The organism is Stutzerimonas azotifigens DSM 17556 (assembly GCF_000425625.1).
GTDB lineage: Bacteria > Pseudomonadota > Gammaproteobacteria > Pseudomonadales > Pseudomonadaceae > Stutzerimonas > Stutzerimonas azotifigens.
In genome coordinates this window covers 16,628-35,317 of record NZ_AUDU01000070.1, presented here as the reverse complement: position 1 = coordinate 35,317, position 18,690 = coordinate 16,628, and the positions used below count along the sequence as shown (strand labels likewise).

17 protein-coding genes and 1 pseudogene are annotated in these 18,690 nt (G+C 62.6%); all 18 read left to right on the top strand.

Annotated elements, in window-relative coordinates:
- Positions 1-669: bacteriophage T4 gp5 trimerisation domain-containing protein (locus H610_RS0107555; RefSeq protein ID WP_028239109.1), on the top strand; the 669-nt coding region annotated here is incomplete at its 5' end.
- The gene (locus H610_RS0107550) at positions 642-1,496 is read left to right on the top strand and encodes a DUF4123 domain-containing protein (RefSeq protein WP_028239108.1); all 855 of its coding nucleotides are present in this window, start codon (positions 642-644) and stop codon (positions 1,494-1,496) included. The genes H610_RS0107555 and H610_RS0107550, both read left to right, overlap by 28 nt.
- A gap of 4 nt (positions 1,497-1,500) precedes the next feature.
- Positions 1,501-2,748 (top strand): LysM peptidoglycan-binding domain-containing protein, encoded by a 1,248-nt coding sequence (locus tag H610_RS0107545; protein ID WP_028239107.1) that lies wholly within the window; start codon positions 1,501-1,503, stop codon positions 2,746-2,748.
- 1 nt (position 2,749) lies between these two features.
- Positions 2,750-3,094, top strand: coding sequence for a hypothetical protein (locus tag H610_RS24800; RefSeq protein WP_084166399.1), 345 nt, complete (start codon positions 2,750-2,752; stop codon positions 3,092-3,094).
- A 303-nt stretch (positions 3,095-3,397) separates the two neighbouring features.
- Positions 3,398-3,784: a hypothetical protein gene (locus H610_RS24545; protein ID WP_051231584.1), complete on the top strand. Its 387-nt coding sequence runs from the start codon at positions 3,398-3,400 to the stop codon at positions 3,782-3,784.
- Between the two features lie 167 nt (positions 3,785-3,951).
- Complete coding sequence (locus H610_RS0107535; RefSeq protein ID WP_028239106.1) at positions 3,952-4,086, top strand: hypothetical protein; 135 nt, start codon at positions 3,952-3,954, stop codon at positions 4,084-4,086.
- 20 nt (positions 4,087-4,106) lie between these two features.
- Positions 4,107-5,297, top strand: a complete 1,191-nt coding sequence (tagH, locus tag H610_RS0107530) for a type VI secretion system-associated FHA domain protein TagH (RefSeq protein WP_028239105.1) — start codon at positions 4,107-4,109, stop codon at positions 5,295-5,297.
- A 5-nt stretch (positions 5,298-5,302) separates the two neighbouring features.
- Positions 5,303-5,788, top strand: coding sequence for a type VI secretion system lipoprotein TssJ (tssJ, locus tag H610_RS0107525; RefSeq protein WP_028239104.1), 486 nt, complete (start codon positions 5,303-5,305; stop codon positions 5,786-5,788).
- A complete protein-coding gene (gene tssK / locus H610_RS0107520) occupies positions 5,785-7,116 on the top strand; it encodes a type VI secretion system baseplate subunit TssK (protein ID WP_028239103.1) in 1,332 nt (443 codons plus the stop codon). Before tssJ ends, tssK begins: the two co-directional genes overlap by 4 nt.
- Before the next feature lie 2 nt (positions 7,117-7,118).
- Positions 7,119-7,985, top strand: coding sequence for a type IVB secretion system protein IcmH/DotU (gene icmH, locus H610_RS0107515; protein ID WP_028239102.1), 867 nt, complete (start codon positions 7,119-7,121; stop codon positions 7,983-7,985).
- Between the two features lie 25 nt (positions 7,986-8,010).
- Entirely contained in the window at positions 8,011-11,550 is a 3,540-nt protein-coding gene (tssM, locus tag H610_RS0107510; RefSeq protein ID WP_028239101.1) for a type VI secretion system membrane subunit TssM, read from the top strand.
- A complete protein-coding gene (locus H610_RS0107505) occupies positions 11,550-12,281 on the top strand; it encodes a PP2C family protein-serine/threonine phosphatase (RefSeq protein WP_028239100.1) in 732 nt (243 codons plus the stop codon). The genes tssM and H610_RS0107505 overlap by 1 nt, the downstream gene beginning before the upstream one ends.
- Complete coding sequence (locus H610_RS0107500) at positions 12,278-13,252, top strand: serine/threonine-protein kinase (protein WP_028239099.1); 975 nt, start codon at positions 12,278-12,280, stop codon at positions 13,250-13,252. Before H610_RS0107505 ends, H610_RS0107500 begins: the two co-directional genes overlap by 4 nt.
- Before the next feature lie 21 nt (positions 13,253-13,273).
- Positions 13,274-15,319, top strand: a pseudogene (gene tssI, locus H610_RS23475) (type VI secretion system tip protein TssI/VgrG); the annotation flags it as partial.
- Between the two features lie 521 nt (positions 15,320-15,840).
- Positions 15,841-16,266: a hypothetical protein gene (locus H610_RS25385; protein ID WP_152529061.1), complete on the top strand. Its 426-nt coding sequence runs from the start codon at positions 15,841-15,843 to the stop codon at positions 16,264-16,266.
- Positions 16,267-16,374: 108 nt separating this feature from the next.
- A complete protein-coding gene (locus H610_RS25930; RefSeq protein WP_236614279.1) occupies positions 16,375-16,542 on the top strand; it encodes a hypothetical protein in 168 nt (55 codons plus the stop codon).
- 30 nt (positions 16,543-16,572) lie between these two features.
- A complete protein-coding gene (locus H610_RS25925; protein ID WP_236614278.1) occupies positions 16,573-17,508 on the top strand; it encodes a hypothetical protein in 936 nt (311 codons plus the stop codon).
- Positions 17,509-17,792: 284 nt separating this feature from the next.
- On the top strand, positions 17,793-18,641 hold the full coding sequence (locus tag H610_RS25380) for an SH3 domain-containing protein (protein ID WP_152529060.1): 849 nt from the start codon (positions 17,793-17,795) through the stop codon (positions 18,639-18,641).
- The last annotated feature ends 49 nt before the right edge of the window (positions 18,642-18,690 follow it).

The window sequence follows — 18,690 nt, the reverse complement described above, 5'->3', positions numbered from 1 at the left end:
AGCAGCCCCGGTGGCGAGGGCTACAACGAACTGCGCATCGAGGACAGGGCTGGCGCCGAACAGATCTACCTCCACGCCCAGCGCGACTGGGACCAAAACATCGAGCACGATCAGAAGATCCGCGTCGGCAACGAACGCCACGACACCGTGGAAGCGAACAGCTACAGCGAATTCCGCGCCGAGGAGCACCGCACCACCCACGGCGACCGCAGGACCGAAGTGAAAGCCAGCGACCACCTCACCGTGGGCGACAGCCAGCACGTGCAGATCGGCAGCGGGCAGTTCGTCGAGGCGGGCGACGAGATTCACTACTACGCCGGCAGCAAAGTCGTCATCGACGCCGGCATGGAACTGACCGCCAGCGGCGGTGGCAGCTTCCTTAAGCTCGACCCGAGTGGCGTGACGCTGAGCGGCGCGACCATGAGGATGAACTCGGGCGGAGCGCCAGGTAAGGGGACAGGATTGGGGATTTTGGCGCCGGCGATTCCATGGTTGGCGGCTAGCGACGCTGCCGGCGGCCTCACCTTGCCGGCCCTGATCAATATGTCGCCGCAACTCAAGCATGCTGCGACGGCCAAGCTGCTGCTGGTCAAGCAGTGCGGCGTGCAACCCGATGGTTCCTGCCAACTGGAGGTCTGCCCATGCGGCAAGAAGACGAGCATGGCTTGATGCACGCGGACGAAGGAATCGACGTCGAGCGCGACAATCTCTACCTGTTGCTTGATGGCGCCGCGTTACCCGCCTTGCGGGTCATCTATCAGCACGATGATGCACCAAAGGCAGAGCCTTTGTACCGGGGCACGCGCCATGAGTCCATGCTGGAAGTCAGCCCCGTACTGTACCGCTTCTCCATACGACATCGCATGTGGGCAAATCGGGAGCATTGGCAGTCGGCAGGTCTGCTTTTCGAAAGCCCCGTTAACATTGACGATCTTGTGGGCCACTTGCGCAGTCTGCTGAGCGTCAGGCTGCCCTCAGGAGAATTGGCTTTCTGCCGGTTTTATGACCCGTACTTGACCAAGCGTTTCTTCGACAGCCTCACGCAAGACGAGCTCCGCGCCTGGCTTGGCCCGATCAGTACGATCTGGTTGCCTGCCGAAGAAAACAAATGGCTGGCTTTCGGTACACCCTATGTCTCTGCCGCCAGGTCTGCCGACGACGAAGGCTGGTTTTCGATTCGGCCGGAGCACCTTGCTCATTGGCAGAAACAAGAACGACAGCTATTCATTCAGCGCCTGGTATCGCACTTTTGCGTTGACGACTTTCACGGGCAGTCAAATGTAGAGCTGAAAGACTTCATTCATCAGCGCACGGCAGAAGCTGAAAGGTTCGGCATCAACTCCGAACACCACCTGCTCACTTACGTTGAGCTGGCGCTCCAGTTTCCCGACGCTATCGATAGTCCACGCGTGCGTACGCAACTGGCCAACATGGAAGAACCTGCCGAGCACCGGCTGGCTAGAATCGAAGCCGGCCTGCTTGGCCTGCATGGATAAGCAAATGGAATACACAATACAGCGGGGCGACAGTCTGACCCGGATCGCCAGCGGTCACGGTACTACCACCAGCAAACTGCTGCGCCTGAACCCAGAGATCGAAAATCCGAACCGAATCCAGACCGGACAGATACTACGCGTGCCTGAGACGAACAGCGCTGCCCGACCCGGCTGCACAATCGGACAAGTCATTCAGGACAGTCAGTGCGATGGCTCTGCATTCGACGTGGCGTTCTACTGGAACAACAAGGTTCAGAGCCGCCAGGCGATCTATGAGGAGATCTATGGCGGTGAAACGCACTTCCTTCATCGCTCGCTGTTTCAGCGCAATAACGAACATCTCAAGGAGACGGTGCTACCCGGAGAGATCGTCATCGTCTCCAGCATGCCGCGTACCGACGACGACCGACAGCGCCTGGAAAAGGTAAGGGAACAGGCGAAGCTTGCAAGTGAGGGCATTCAACAGCTGACACCTTATGAAGCCTTGACAGTCAAGCGGCACCTGGAGGTCCTGGATTACATCTGCCTGGAAACTATTGCATCCCACCAGAGCACCGCGCTGGGTGTACTGAGCGCAGCGGTAGGACGACAGCTGGGTGATGTCAAAGGCGCGCTGGAAAAAATAAACGTGGCCTATGTGGAAGAGCTGCGCCGGACCGGAAACGCCAACCGATTTTCACCGGAGTTCTATGCGAAGCGTCAGCAGCTATTCAGCCAGCTAGACCACTCTCTCGGTCGCATGACCCTCTCTACCGTGAATATCCGCCACTACGACAGCATCAAGACCACCCTCGGCCTTTCAACCAAATCGATCCTGCATAACGCATCTGCAATTACAGATAGAGGTGAGGTCCCGCAACTCGGACAACGCATCAATACAGTTTCGAACTGGGCCAAGGGTTCAAGCAGACTGGGGTACTTGGGCATCGCCATCGATGGCGGCATACGGCTGGACAGAGTTCATGAAGCCTGCACGGTGGGGAATAACCAAGTCTGTACAAAAACGAGCTTCAAGCAGGTAACTGGATTCATGGGCAGTGCAGGTGGCGGCGCAGTAGGTGGTATCGCTGGTGCCAAAATAGCTACCGCCGCTGCAGGAGGTATTGCAATTGCGTTTGGCGTCACAGTTGGCGCTCCCGTCCTCGCAGTGATCGCAATCGCTGGCGCTGCTGCCGGCGCCTATTACGGAGGCTCTAGTGGCGGCAGTTTTGGCGAAAACGTAGGCGATATCATTTATCAAGGGATGAACTGACATGAGCGACGTCTCGATACTGGAACGAATCTTTTTTTCTGGATTGCTGTTCCTGTTCGTAACAGGAGGCTTTAATGGAATCTACATCTGCTTCCATGGTATTCGCCGGCTCGACCCTTACTTTTCCAAGCTGCCAAATTTTGAATGGGAGTCTTATAGTCCCTTTGATAGCTTCTGCCGAATGCACCGATATAGCTTCCAATATGTTTTTGGCGTAAACCGCCCGAAAATCAATCCTGCTCTCGCTGCCTGGCTTTACTTTACTTGCATCAGTCTAACAGCCTACTGGATAGGTATGTTCATCGGATTTCTGAAGCATGAACTCAACATCAATGTTCTATCTTGAATTAAATCCCCAAACGAGATCTAGAAAAAAATGTTCGCGAGATTTGCATGTTAGAAATCGCAGATACGTCAATCAGGGCACTAGCCTATGCGCAGATTCCCTTCCGCCTGTATTTCGTGCTGCCGTCACTCTCTCTGTGTTGTTCGCTGCACAGCTATTACCAGGGCTAGGCGTCCTATGGCTGGTCTTGATTCTGACCTCCGAAGCATTGAAGGGTTGGACGCTATGGAAGTTCGCATGAGCTCGTCAGCTTTTGTGCCTGGCAAGTTGGCTTGAACCATCGAGATTCAGGAAGCCTTACCCATGAAAGGACTCGTCACACTGATATCAAGCCTGTTGCTGGCCGCCTGCGCCAGCACCGGTGATGCCGGCGCCCGATCGCTGGCCGGGCACTATTACCTGCAGGGCGCCATGGAAATGGGCTCGGAGCTGCTGCTGAACGACGACGGCAGTTTCGAAGCCGTGGTCGCCTATGGGGCGCTCGATGCTTACGCACAGGGGACCTGGCGCCAGGCCGGCGATCTGCTCGTCCTTCATCGCGAGCCGTCCAACGCCCGCCTGGTCCGTTCGGACATGGGGCTCGGAGGCCTGTTCGACGAACTGTGGCTGCGGGTCGGTTCCGACTGTCTGATCGCGGAGGCGTTGAATGGCTGCTATGCCAAGGCCCCGGCTCGCAAGCCCTTCGACTGACGGCCAGGCCAATCGACGCTGGCTCTCGTTTCTGCGGTTGCCCGGCCCGTTTTCGTGAACCCGGTCACCTGGCGAGACCCGAAACTGAACTTCAATGCGCAACCTCAGCCCCCGCAGCATCATGGATGGGGCCGCCCAAGCACACACGACTTCAAGGAGGAAATCGCGTGCCAGCCCGCTATTACGCCCTCGTTACGCTCGTTGCCGCCGCCCTGCTGGCCGGCTGTTCCGGCAATTACAAGTTCGACGACGACGACTATCGCCCCCTGGGCGACCCGCAAGCGGTAAACCGCGGCAACTGACCGCGAGGAGTGGTAACGCCATGGAATTGGTCTTCGATATGGTCGGGGCGCAGCAGTTCGTCCCCGGATTGCTCACGACGAAAACCTTCAAGCAGGCCGGCGGCCTGATCGGCCGGGCCGAGGACTGCGACTGGGTCATACCTGATCGCAAGCGCGTGGTTTCGAGCCGGCACGCCGAGGTGAGCTACCGCGACGGCGCCTTCTACCTCACCGACACCAGCAGCAACGGCATCCGCGTGAAGGACACCGGCGCCGCCCTCAACCGCGGCAAGGCGCAGCGTATCGAGCACGGCGATATCTACTGCCTGGGCGACTTCGAGATCCGGGCGCGGCTGATTCGCGATCCGGCGCTGTTCGAAGGCGACCTCGGCCGGCCACAGCCCGCCGGCAGCATCATTCCGGACGACGCCTTCCTCGACCTCGACCCACTGACCGCGCTCGATCAGCAGGAGCGGGTCTATGCGGAGGTCGACGAGCTGACGGCAGTGATCGCCCCCGCCCAGTCGCACGCCCAGCAACGCGACTACGCCCAGATCGACGAGGAAAACCTGCAGATTCCCGAACTGGTGGCCCGCACTCCAGCCGCAGCGCCGCGTACGCGCGCCGAACCGGAACGCCTGCCGGCGAGCTTCTGGGAGCGCTTCGGCGAGGCGCTCGGCGTGGAACTCGACGGTCTCGACGATGAGGCGCGCGAAGCGCTGGCTCTGCAGGCCGCCCGGTTACTGCGCCAGAGCGTGGGCAGCCTGCAGCAGGCGCTGCGCACCCGCAGCGAGCTGAAGAACGAGTTGCGGCTGTCCCTGACCACCGTGCAGAGCGCGAGCAACAACCCGCTCAAGCACGGCAGCGACACGGAAGAAGCCATGCGCGCGCTGCTGCGGCCGCAGCGGCCGGGCCAGTTGCCCGCCGAGCAGGCCGTCAGCCGTGCCTACCGGGACCTTCAGGCCCATCAGGTCGCGCTGCTGGCGGCCAGCCGCGCGGCGGTCAAGGGCATGCTCGAGCAATTGGCGCCGGAACAGCTGGTGCTGCGCTTCGAGCGTGACGGCAAGCCGCTGATCGCCACCGCCGGCAGCCGCTGGCGGGCCTACCGTCGCCTGCACGAGAGCCTCAGGCGCGACGACTGGAGCGAGCACCTGTTCAGCCGCGATTTCGCCCATGTCTACGAGGAACAGGTACGCCTGATCGCCACCCTCAACGCCGACCTTCAAGGATGATGTCCATGCCCCGCCTTTCTATCCTGGCCCTGGCGGCCGGGCTGTCGCTGCTCGCCGGCTGCTCGGCGCTGTCGCCGAACTCCGAGCTGACCAAGCTCGACCTGACGCTCGCGGGCAGCGACCGCCTGAACCCCGACCTCAATGGCCGCCCCTCGCCCATCGTGGTGCGGCTGATCGAGCTCAAGCACCCGGTGGCCTTCCAGAACGCCGATTTCTTTTCCCTGTACCAGCGCCCAAAGCAGGCGCTGTCCCCGGACATGGTGATCCAGGAGGAGCTCGAACTGCGCCCGGGCGAGCAGCGCACGCTCAAGCTCCACGTGCAGGAGGGCAGCCGCTACGTGGGCGTCCTGGCCGCCTACCGCGACCTGCCGGAAACCAACTGGCGCCTGGTCATTCCGCTGGTTCATCGGGCACGCAACCAGAGCCGGCTGGGCCTGGACGAACACGGCATCCGCGACTTCGCCGCCATCCCTGACGAGGACCGCCCATGAGCCAGAACAAGGTGGTCTGGCAGGAAGGCATGCTGCTGCGCCCGCAGCACTTCCAGCAGAACGACCGTTACTACGATCACCAGCTCAAGGCCCGCACTCAGCAGCTCGGCCAGTACGCCTGGGGCTTCTTCACCCTGGAGATCGACCGCCAGTTCCTCAACATGGGCAAGCTGGTGGTCAGCCAGGCCAGCGGCATCCTGCCCGACGGCAGCCTGTTCGAGCTCGGCGCCGACCGTGAGCCCCTGGCCCTGGACGTGCCGCCGAACACCAGCAACACGCCGGTGTATCTCGCGCTGCCACTGGTCACCGGCAACCACATCGAGAGCCGCCGGCCGGACCAGAAGGACGTGCTGGCCCGCTTCAGCGCGGTCGACGAGGAGGTCGCCGACTCCAACGCCGGTGACAGCACCATCGCCCAGGTCAGCACAGCACGGCCGGATTTCCGCCTGCAGCTCGGCGAGCAGCAGAGCGACCAGGCGTACGTGAAGCTCAAACTCTGCGACATCCTCGATACCACCCCCGACGGCGTGATCGCGCTCGACGGCGACTACATCCCGACCTTCATCGACTTCCAGGCCTCGGGCTACCTGCAGTCCTGCCTCAAGGAAGTGATCAGCATGCTCGCCCACCGCGGCGACATCCTGGCCGAGCGCATCCGTGCCACCGGGCGGGTCGGCGGCGCCGAAGTCGGCGACTTCATGATGCTGCAGCTGATCAACCGCTACGAGCCAGTGCTGCGCCACTACCTGGGCATCGACCGCGTCCATCCCGAGCAGATCTACCGCGAGCTGCTCGGCCTGCTCGGCGAACTGGCGACCTTCTCCAGCGAAACCAAGCGCCCGCGCCTGGAAGGGCGCTACCAGCACGGCGACCAGGGGTTGTCGTTCCGTCGGCTGATGGACGCGATCCGCCAGGTGCTGTCGATGGTGCTCGAGCAGCACGCCATCGAGCTGCTGCTGCAGCAGCGTCAGTACGGCATCCAGGTCTCGCCCCTGCACGACCACAAGCTGCTCGCCAGCGCCTCCTTCGTGCTCGCCGCCAGCGCCCAGTGCGATTCGGAAGAATTGCGCCAGCGCCTGCCGGCGCACCTCAAGGTCGGGCCGGTGGAATGCATCCGACAACTGGTCAACCTTCACCTGCCGGGCATCAAGGTCAAGCCGCTGCCGGTCGCGCCGCGGCAGATCCCCTTCCACGCCGGCAAGACCTACTTCGCGCTGGAGCTCAGCTCCGAGGAACTGGCGCAGCTGGAGCGCTCCGGCGGCTTCGCTTTCCACGTGTCCGGAGAGTTTTCCGGGCTTGAGCTGAAATTCTGGGCGATCAGGAACTAGCAATGACCATCAAGGACATGGATTACGGTCAGGACGACAAGACGGTCATTCTCGACCGCCAGGGCGAGGCCCCGGCGCAGAGCCCGCTGACCGATTTCAGCGCGCCGCCGAAATACGAACAGCTGGAAGAGCGGATGATCTATGCGGCGCGGCTGCGCCCGGCGGAAAGCTTCAACATCAGCCTCAACCCGCTGGTGGCGGCCGCTTCGCCGCTGTTTTCCGAGGTCGTGCAGCTCAAGCGCAGCCTGGAAGGCGAGGATCTCGATGCGCTCAACGCTCGCCTCTGCGCGGCGCTCAAGCTGTTCGAGCACCGGGCGCTGCACGACGGCGCCGAGAGCAGCCAGGTGATGGCCGCGCGCTACGTGCTCTGCACGGTGCTCGACGAGGCGGTGGTCACCACGCCCTGGGGCAACGAAAGCGAGTGGTCGCAGATGAGCCTGCTGTCGAGCTTCCACAACGAGACCTTCGGCGGCGAGAAGTTCTTCCAGCTGCTCGAGCGCCTGGCGCGCAATCCGGTCAAGCACCTGCCGATGCTCGAACTGATGTACCTGTGCCTGTCGCTCGGCTTCGAGGGCAAGTACCGGGTGCTGCCGCGCGGCATGCTCGAACTCGAGGCGGTGCGCGACAGCCTCTACCGGCAGATCCGCCAGTTGCGCGGCGACGTGCCGCGCGAGCTGTCGCCGCACTGGCAGGGGCTGCACGACACTCGCCGGCGCCTGGTGCGCATCGTGCCCTGGTGGATGGTGGCGCTGTTCACCCTGGTCAGCCTCGGCGTGATGTACGCCGGCTTCGCCTGGGTCCTCGACCAGCAGCGCGAGACCGTGCTGCTGCCTTACCACAGCACCGACCCGACGCAGCCGCTCGAGTGACCCGCCGTAACAAGGACGTGACGCCATGAAGGACTTTTTCGGCAAGCTTGCCATCTTTTTCCGCAAGACCTGGGTCTGGAGCCTGTGCCTGCTGCTGGTGCTGGCCCTGCTGGTCTGGTTCGCCGGCCCGCTGCTGGCGATCGCCGACCGCAAGTTCTGGGAATCCTCCAGCAGCCGCCTGCTGACCATCGCCGGCCTGTGCCTGGCCTGGGGCCTGTTCATCGTCTTCAGCAGCTGGCGCGCCGGGCGCCGGGCGCAGGCCGAGGCCAGCGACGAGCAGTTGCAGGAGCGCCTGCGCCGCCAGGGGCTGATGGGCGAGGAACAGGCCGAACTGCGCCAGCGCTTCAAGCAGGCGCTGCGCACCCTGAAAAGTTCGAGCCTGTATCGCGGGCGCAGCGAGAAATGGCGCAACGAGCTGCCCTGGTACCTGCTGCTCGGCCCGCAGGGCAGCGGCAAGACCAGCCTGCTGGACTTCTCCGGGCTGGAATTCCCCCTGAACCGGAAGGACCCGCAGCGCCTGACCAAGGACGTCTCGGGCACCCGCTATGCCGACTGGTACTTCACCGATCACGCGGTGCTGATCGACACCGCCGGCCGCTACCTGGCGCAGCCGGACGCCACGGTGGACGCCAGCGGCTGGACCACCCTGCTCGCCCTGCTGCGCCGGCGCCGCGTGCGTCCGCTCAACGGCGTGCTGGTGAACCTGCCGGTCGACCGGCTGCTGCAGGCCGGCGAACTGGAACTGGAGACCCTCGCCCGCCAGACCCGCCAACGGCTGCATGAACTGCACCAGCGCCTGGCCGCGGACGTACCGGTCTACCTGGTGCTGAGCAAGGCCGACAAGGTGCTCGGCTTCGAGGAATTCTTCGACCAGCTGTCGCGCGAGGAAAGCGACCAGGTGCTGGGCACGACCTTCCGCAGGGAGCAGGACGGCACCGAGGCGCAGGTGGTCCGCGACGAGTTCGAGGAGCTGCTGCGCCGCCTGAACAGCCAGGTGATCCTGCGCATGCACCAGGAGCGCGACACCCAGCGGCGCGGGCGCATCCTGGATTTCCCGCATCAGCTCGGGCAGATCGGCGAGCGCCTGTGCCTGTTCGTCGAGCTGGCGTTCGCCGGCAACCGCTACCAGCGCTCCAGCCGCCTGCGCGGCTTCTACCTGACCAGCGCGCCGCAGCTGCAGGACGGCCTCGATCCGCTGACCAGCGACATCGGCCGCCAGCTCGGCCTGCCCAGCAGCGCCCTGCCGACTTTCCGCCAGGGCCGCGCACGCTTCATCCACCACCTGCTCAGCCGGGTGATCTTCCCCGAGGCCGAACTCGCCGGGCTCGACCAGAAGGAAGTCCGCCGCATCGACTGGGGCCAGCGCGCGCTCTATGCCGGCGCCTTCGCCTGCCTGGCGGCCTTCGGCGCGGCCTGGGCTTTCGGCTTTTCCGCCAACCACGACCGTCTGGAGCAGCTGCGCGAGCTGGCCCGACACATCGATACGCAGCGCCAGGCCATCGCGCCGGCCGACGAGGCCTTGCGCACGCTGGCCACGCTCGACCGCAGCTACGCGGCCACCCGGGTGTTCCCTGCGCCCGCCGATGCCCGCCTGGTCGAACGCGGCGGCCTGTACCAGGGCCAGGCCGTCGAGCCCACGCTGCACCAGGCCTACCGCCGCGACCTGGAAAACCTGCTGTTGCCACGGGTCGCGCGCCAGCTCGAAGCGCAGATCCGCGCCAACCTCGAGGACCGCGAAGCACTGCTCAACAGCCTGCGCGCCTACCTGATGCTGAACCTCGAGGAGCGCCGCGATGCCGACTTCCTCAGGCGCTGGCTGGCGGCCGACTGGTCGCTGCGCCACTCCGGCAATGCAGTGGCGCAGGAGGGCCTGAATGCCCATTTCGCCCGCCTGCTGGAAGAGCCCTTCCGGGCCTATCCGCTCGACGGGCGGCTGGTCGCCCAGGCCCGCCAGGTGCTGCGCAGCGAGTCGCTGGCCGAGGTCGTCTACCGCATGCTGCGCGAGCAGGCCCGCAGCCTGCCGGACTACCGCCTCGGCCAGCGCCTGGGGCCGCAGGGCACGCTGATCGTCGGCAGCCAGCTGGCGATTCCGGGGTTCTACACCCAGCAGGGCTACCAGAAGTACTACCTGACCCAGGGCGCCGACCTGGTCCGCGAGATCCTGCGCGACAACTGGGTGCTCGGCGAAGGCGCGACCCTGAGCGGCGGCGACCTCGGACGCCTGATGGTGGACATGGAGCAGCTGTATTTCCGCGACTACGGGCACCACTGGGGCGAGGCGATCGCCCAGCTGGGGCTCGAACCCCTGGGCAGCGCGCGCCAGGGGGCGCTGCGCCTGGCCGGGTTGGCCGGGGCCAATTCCCCGCTGCTGCAACTGCTCGTCGAGTTGCGCGAGAACACCCGTTTCGCCGGCCTGGCCGAAGCGGTCGACGGGGCGACACAGGCCGCCGAGGATCACAAGGATGCCAGCGGCAAGCTCGGCAAGGCCGCCAGGCTCGCCGCGGCCGCCGCCGAACAGACGCAGGCGGCCCTCGCCCGGAACCTGCCGGACACCGCGCGCAAGGCGCTGGAGCGGCGCTTTGCCGCCTTCCATCGCCTGCTCGACGACAACGGCGGCGCCAGCACCGAACTGCTGCCGGCCATGCAGGCGCTCGACGCCTTGCAGCTGCAGCTGTCCGGCCTGGCCCATGCCAGCGCGCCCGAGCAGGCCGCCTTCGAGCTGGCCAAGGCGCGCATGGGCGGCCAGCGCGACGCCATCAACGAATTGCGCACGGCCGCCTCGCGCCTGCCGCAGCCGCTGGGCACCTGGCTGACGCTGCTCGCCGAGGACAGCTGGGCCCTGGTGCTCGACGACGCGCACCGCTACCTCAACGGACGCTATCGCAACGAGCTGTACGCCACCTACCGCAGCTCCTTCCGCAAGCGCTACCCCTTCGACGCCTACAGCGAGAGCGAGGTGGCGATCGCCGACTTCCGCGAGTTCTTCAGGGCCCAGGGCACGGCGGAGGCCTTCTTCGAACGCTACCTGCGCCCCTTCGTCAGCCAGACCGCCGGGACCTTCCGTCCACGCCGCCTGGATGGCCGCGAGCTGCCGTTGTCGCAGACCTTCCTGGCGCAGATGGAGCGCGCGCAGACGATCCGTCGGAGCTTCTTCGCCGAGAACCCCAACGAGCCGTTGGTGCGCTTCAAGCTCGAGCCCTACTCGCTCGATTCCAGCCTGGGCCGCGCCGATTTCCGCTTCGGCGGCCAGCAGCTGGAGTACCGTCACGGCCCGATCGTCCCCACCGCCTTCGTCTGGCCGGCGGCCGAGAACCAAGACCGCACCAGCCTGGTGGTAGAGGCGCTGGCCGGGCGCAAGGTAGGGATCGAGAAGAACACCGGGCCCTGGTCGCTGTTCCGCCTGTTCGACCTGATGGAGGTTGGCTACCACAGCGGCCGCGACGTGCTCATGCTCAAGGCCGACCTCGGCGGGCTGCGGGCCAACTATCTGCTGCACAGCCAGCGCTCGCCGAACCCGTTCGACGTCGGCCTGCTGCGCGACTTCCGGCTGCCGGCGAGCCTCTGATGACCGTCCTCGCCACGCCCTGGCGCAGCGCAGCGCGCACCGACACCGGCAAGGTGCGCAAAGGCAACGAGGACGCCTTCCTCGACCTGCCCGAGCGTGGCCTCTGGGCCGTGGCCGACGGCATGGGCGGCCACCGCAACGGCGCGCTGGCCAGCCGCCTGGTGGTTGAACAGTTGGCCGAGCTGCCGGCCGAGGGCGGCCTGGCCGAACGCCTGGTCGCGCTGCGCCGGGGTCTGCATCGGGTCAATCGCCGCCTCGGCCATGCGCTCACGGTGACCGCCGAATGCCCCGAGCCGGTCATGGGCAGCACCGTGGTGGCGTTGCTGATGGACGAGCGGCGCGCCGCCTGCGTCTGGGCCGGCGACAGCCGCTGCTATCTGTGGCGGCGCGGCCGGCTGTACCAGCTGTCGCGCGATCATTCGCTGGCCCAGCAGTTGCTCGACGAGCAGCGCCTGAGCCCGCGGCAGGTCGCCGCGCATCCGGCGGCCCACGCCCTGACGCGCGCCGTCGGCGCCGGCGAGAGCCTGCGGCTGGACGTGCTGGAGTTCGACGTGCACCCCGGCGACACGCTGCTGCTGTGCAGCGACGGGCTGTACCAGAGCCTGTCGCCGGATGCGCTGGGCGCCGCGCTCGATCGCCCTTCTCCCGAGTTCGCGCTGCGCCAGCTGTTCGACGAGGCGCTGGAAGGCCCGGCGCGAGACAACCTCAGCGCCGTGGTGATCCGCCGATGAACGACGCCCTTGCCGCGCCGGCCAGCGATCTCACCTATTTCGCCTTCGCACCGGCGCCCGAGCCCTCGGCTGCACCCCGGGAGGTGCCAGGCCCGTTGCCGGATACCCTCTGTGGTCGCTACCGGATCGAGCGGCTGCTCGGCGTCGGTGGCATGGGCGCGGTGTACCGCGCACGGGACCTGCTGCGCGAGCAGTTCGGTGACCCGCAGCCCTGGGTGGCCCTGAAGACGCTCAGTGACGAATTCAGCGAGTACCCCGACGCCCATGCGCTGCTCTACAGCGAGTTCGCCCTGACCACGCGTCTGCGCCACCGGCATGTGGTCCGGCCGTTCGCCTTCGAGGTGGATGCCGCCAGCCAGCGCGCCTTCTTCACCCTGGAATTACTCAAGGGTCCGACCCTCGACCAACTGCTCGCCGAGCATCCCCAGGGCCTGGCCTGGCCCGCGCTGCAGGCCATCGCACTGCCCCTGCTGGAGGCGTTGAAGCACTCCCACGAACTCGGCGTGCTGCATGGCGACATCAAGCCCAGCAACGTCATGCTCGCCGCCGACGGCCTGCGCCTGTTCGACTACGGGCTCGGGCATTCGCCGGATGGCCCACTGGCCGGCCTGCCGCGCCTGGCCCGCCACCGTATCGCCGCCTGGACGCCCCGCTATGCCGCGCTGGAACTGCTGGACGGCGCCGCCCTCACCCCCGCGGCCGACCTGTTCGCCCTCGCCTGCGTGCTCTACGAACTCAGCGCCGGCGAGCACCCCTACCGCCGCCTGAACGCCCGCCAGGCCCGCTCGATGGCCCTGGAGCGAACCCTGGCCAAGCCCGCCCGGCTGCCCGCCCACTGCTGGCCGACACTGCGCCGGGCCCTGGCCCTGGAGCCGGAAGCGCGGACCGCCACGCTCGACGCGCTGCTGGATGATTTCCGTCGTACGCCGCGGAGGTTTCCGTGGCGCTGGTTCGCCTTTTCACATGGATGATCCCCGGACAAGGAACCCCGCATGTTCAACCCGGCCAACGAAATCCAATTCAGCCTGACGCTCGAAGGTGTCGAACACGATCTGCGCGTCCTGGCATTCGAAGGCCGCGAGGCCATCAGCCGACCCTATCGCTTCGAACTGACGCTGGTCAGCGAGCGTCCGGACCTGGACCTCCAGGCCCTGCTCCACCGCCCCGCCTTCCTCGCTTTCGACCCCGGCGGGCATGGCGTGCACGGCCTCGTTCACGGCGCCGAGCAGGGTGAATCGGGGCGGCGCCTGACGCGCTACCGCCTGACTGTCGTACCGCGGCTGGCCTACCTGGCCCATCGCAGCAACCAGCGCATCTTTCAGCAACTGACGGTGCCGCAGATCATTGCCCAGGTACTGGCCGAGCACGGCATCCTCGCCGAGAGCGGCCATCGCTTCGAGCTCGGCCCGACGGTTTATCCGGAGCGTGAGTACTGCGTGCAGTACGACGAGAGCGACCTGCACTTCGTCCAGCGCCTGTGCGAGGAGGAAGGCATCCACTACCACTTCCGCCACGACACGAGCGGACATGTGCTGGTGTTTGGCGACGACCAGACGACCTTCCCGCGCCTGGGCCGCCCGATCGCCTACGTGGCCGACACCGGCCTGGTGGCGGACGAGCCGGTGATCAAACGCTTTGCCGTACGCCTGGACATCCGGACCGGGCGCGTGACCCGGCGGGACTACGACTTCGAGCGACCGAGGCTACTGCTGGAGAGCCTTTGCAGCAGGCCGGATGCGGAAAACCGCAGTGCCGGCCCCGACCTCGAAGACTACGACTACCCCGGCCGCTATCGCGACCGTACCCGGGGCAGGCACCTGAGCCAGCGTCATCTCGAACGGCACCGCGCTGACTACCGGCTCGCCGAAGGCGCCGGCGACCAGCCCACGCTGCTCAGCGGCCACCTGCTCGAACTCACCGAGCACCCGCGAGGAGAATGGAACCAGCTCTGGCTGCTCAACGAAGTCGTCCACGAAGGCAAACAGCCGCAGGTGCTGGAAGAGTCCACCACCGTGCCCTCCTCTCACGCCGGAAAACTCCCTCTCCCTCCGGGAGAGGGCTGGGGTGAGGGCATTTTTACCCAAGGCTACCGCAACCACTTCACCGCCACCCCCTGGGACATCCCCTTCCGCCCCGCCCTGCGCCACCCCAAGCCCAGGCTCCTCGGCAGCCAGACCGCCGTGGTCACCGGCCCGGCCGGCGAAGAGATCCACTGCGATGAATACGGCCGGGTCAAGGTGCAGTTCCACTGGGACCGCGAGGGCGAGGGCGACGACAAGAGCAGCTGCTGGCTGCGCGTCTCCAGCAGTTGGGCCGGCAACGCCTATGGCGGCGTGGCCATCCCGCGGGTTGGCATGGAAGTGCTGGTCACCTTCCTCGAGGGCGACCCCGACCAGCCCCTGGTCACCGGCTGCCTGTATCACGCCGAGCACCCGGTGCCCTACGAGCTGCCGGCGAACAAGACCAAATCGGTGTTCAAGACCCTGAGCAGCCCCGGTGGCGAGGGCTACAACGAACTGCGCATCGAGGACAGGGCTGGCGCCGAACAGATCTACCTCCACGCCCAGCGCGACTGGGACCAGAACATCGAGCACGACCAGAAGATCCGCGTCGGCCACGAACGCCACGACACCGTGGAAGCGAACAGCTACAGCGAGTTCAGGGCCGAGGAGCACCTGACCGCCATCGCCGATCGCAAGGTGGAAATACGGCCCGACGACCACCTCATCATCGGCCAGGCACAACACATCAGGCTCGGCGACACCCAGGCGCTCGAAGCCGGCCGCGAAATCCACCTCAAGGCCGGACAGAAGATGGTCATCGAGGCCGGCAACGAAGTCACCCTCGCGGCGGGCGGCAGCTTCATCAAACTCGATGCCGGCGGCATCACCCTCGGCGGCCCGCTGGCGCGGATCAATGCCGGCGGCTCGCCGGGCACGGGCTCCGGGAGCTCGGCCAAGTCGCCAGTATTACCTGGAATGGCAGACGCAGATAGCTCAGGTAAGAAAACTCAACTCACATCAACCAGTTCTCGGCCGCAAATTACTCCTAAAGCACTCCATATTAGCGCAAGTGGCAATCAGGATTCTTCAGCTTTCGAGAAAGATAATAGCCTGCTCCAATCACATAAATCGACCACGCCCTCTAATAACTCTCCAACTTCTATTGCCTCGAGATTATCTGATATCACTGCCACGACAACACATATCCAAAACGGCCCTGGCAAATGGGTCACGCAAGAATTTGACTACGACGGTGTAAGTAACTCATTAAAAATGCTCATGAACCGCTTGGGCTCGCTTGGTGACGAAGGGCGGGTCTTTGGCTCAGATGGCAAGGATTACCAGAACACCACTCGCAATATTGTCCAAGTTTGGCAAGCTCTGGATGAAAATGAACAGCACTTCGCGGAAGGATCGGCTATTCATACTTATGGCAAGCGGCGAACTATTACTCAGCATTTTCTTGAAGGAGCTGATAATTGGCAGATATCGGGCAAATCCTGGCACTGGCAGCCAGTAATCGCTAATACCGTTTATGAACGAAAGGCACCCTAACCATGAAGGCAGAAGCAACAATCGGTAAACGAAACGCAGTCTTTCTCTTTTGGGGAATATTGGACGCCTTTTACATCATTTGGTATTGCGTCAATAGCTGGCTGGGTGAGCGTATACCTTATTTCAGCGATCTCAGTGCGAGCATCACTCTACTGGAGCAACAGGGTGGAGTTAATCTAGTCACGGCCCTGCTATCATGGCTGTTACAGTTTTCGATCATTCTTTCATGCCTGATATTCCTGTTACAAAAAGGCTGGGTGAAATACCTTGCTTACATACAGACTCCTTTTCGTATTTTTTTTCTTATGCCCTCACTCTCGGTATTATTGTTTGCCGCGCAGTTACTACCTGGCTATGGCCTGATATTTCTAGCGCTGATCATTGTCTCTGAAACACTAAAAATCTGGTCATTATGGAAGTTTGTATGATGTAGATTGAACAGCACCTTAACCAGACAGCTACTACGCATAAGCGGCTCACTGAGCCTCTTGCTTAAAAATCGAGCTGACTGATCGTTAACCAAATCTACTCAGACCTTGCAGAGCGACAGTTACGACGATATCAACGCCGACAACCCACCCAGGCTCAGCGACAGCGGCAGCCAGATCGGCGTCGACCTGATCATTCCCCAGACGCATCTAGATGGCCTGCCGGCGGCGAACAGGATTCAGGTCAAGACCGCCATTGAAGGCAGTACAACCTAATGGTGGCGACTGGACGGCTTGTTCGCTGACATGAACGGCAACCCCATCGATGGCTGGTTAGCCGAACAGGAACTGATCACCACCCGCCACAGCCCCTGGGAATGGCCGGACTTCCAATGCGTGGAAGACACCGGAAGCCCTCTCGACAAGCTGGCCTACGCCTTCAACGTCAAAGGCATGCTGAATACCGAGGAACAGCACAACTACCGCGCGCAGATCAACAGGGCCGACGGCGGCCCCATCCTGACGCTGGCCCGCCTCTACGACATCGTCGACTCCGATCGGGACGGTGTGCTGACCAGCAGCGAAATCCGCGCAGCCCTGGCCAAGCCTTGGCACGCTCAGGTGATCGGCCGGCTGATTGCCAGATACGAAAGCGAGTGGTTCTGGAACAAAACCAAATGGGATGAGCTCGATCCGCTGTTGGCCGAACAACCCGGCAAGCCAAATCCGGCCTGGGAAGTGGAGAAGCAGCGGATCGAAAAGCTGGGTTGGTGGAACGATCTAGCGGGCAAGCATGACATTAGTGGGGATGGGAAGGCTTGGCATTTTCATCCCTTGGGAATTATGGGCTGCTTCTCTGTGACGGCAGCCGAGGAAATTACCGTTCCGTTCCTGGAAAAAATTCTCGGTAAGCCTGGCGCTTGGTTTACCGGGCGCGGTGGATCAAGAAACTTTACTGCAACATTTCGAGAAAACTACCCAGCTATTTACGATTTTGATAAAAACAAATTCGTGGATATGTTAAACGCCGCATTGATAAGGCATGACATCACCACAGGCTATCAAAAGGCTCACTTCCTTTCCCAGTGCTTCCATGAATCAGCACATTTCGAAACCACCATCGAGTTCGCCTCAGGAGAAGGATATAACCCTGGGCGACACAAGAACGCGGAGGCTAACGGAAATACAACGCAGGGTGATGGACCAAAATACAAAGGAAAAGGTTTGATTCAACTCACATGAAAAAATAACTACTTAAAATACTCGACCTACAGAGGGATCGACTTCACGTCTTCGCCAGACCTAATTGCAGCGGACATGTACAACGCTATAGACGTATCTTGCTGGTACTGGCGAAACAATGGTGGCGTACATACAAAACATAATGCGAAGGGAGATATCAACATACTTATTGACAATGAAAATAACAATGTCGAATTGGTCACATTAGCTGTGAATGGCGGAAGTAATGGCTTGGCTGAGCGGAAAGGAATATTTGAGGCCATAAAGAGAGAATGGAAGCTTCCATGATGCATAAAACCCTATGTAAGAGAAGCCGTACGCGTATCGCTTGCCTTGGCGTCTTAAAAACGCTTATCGCTCTTGCAAGCCTCCATACCATGGCCGCAGACGAGGCTGAAAAAGCCCATCGGGCTGCGAACCATATTAAATTCGTCGTTCCAAGCCCCACCTCTTTACCAGTAAAAGCTTGCTTGTCGGGCGAGTGCAAAACCATTGCCCCTTCGCAGGACATGCTGAAATCAATCGAAAGTGGCTACTCCGAAATTTCCTTGGAAGATATGACGCTGGATGGCAATCCAGAGGTAGTTTTAACGCATAGGGCTGGAAGTAATGTTAATGTTTGCTCGGAAATTTTCCGATATGATTTTCACAGCAATTCTTTCACTAGACTGAAAGCAGGACCAAAACAGCTCTGCAATTACTATGAAAAAGACGGCCAGATCATCAGCAGCTACCGAAGCGGAGCAAAGTGGCACGAGGATATATACTCGATAAAAGGCGACGACTTTGTCCTTGAAGCCAGCGATAGCTGCGTTGGGTGCGATCATATAGAAAGAACGATTTATCTATCTGGAGGCAGAACGGAGCATCTGCTGGTCACGGACAACGTTGACTATAAGCTTCGCGCACCACTGTCTACAACCGTTACATCCCGCAAAGCCATACTGTATGAAGAGCCAAGCGTAAAATCTCCCACAAAGATGTACTTAGTGAAAGGAGACAAAGTAAATCTAATTGAATATACCGAGACTGAAAACAGTGGCTTCTGGTACAAAATTAAATACATTAATACCAAAGGCAAAATAATTATCGCCTGGTTAAACTGCGACGATCTGCAGGTCTGTCAAATGTAAGCGAACAGATAGCTACGCGTCGGTTAACGCCCTCACCAATCCAGCCCCC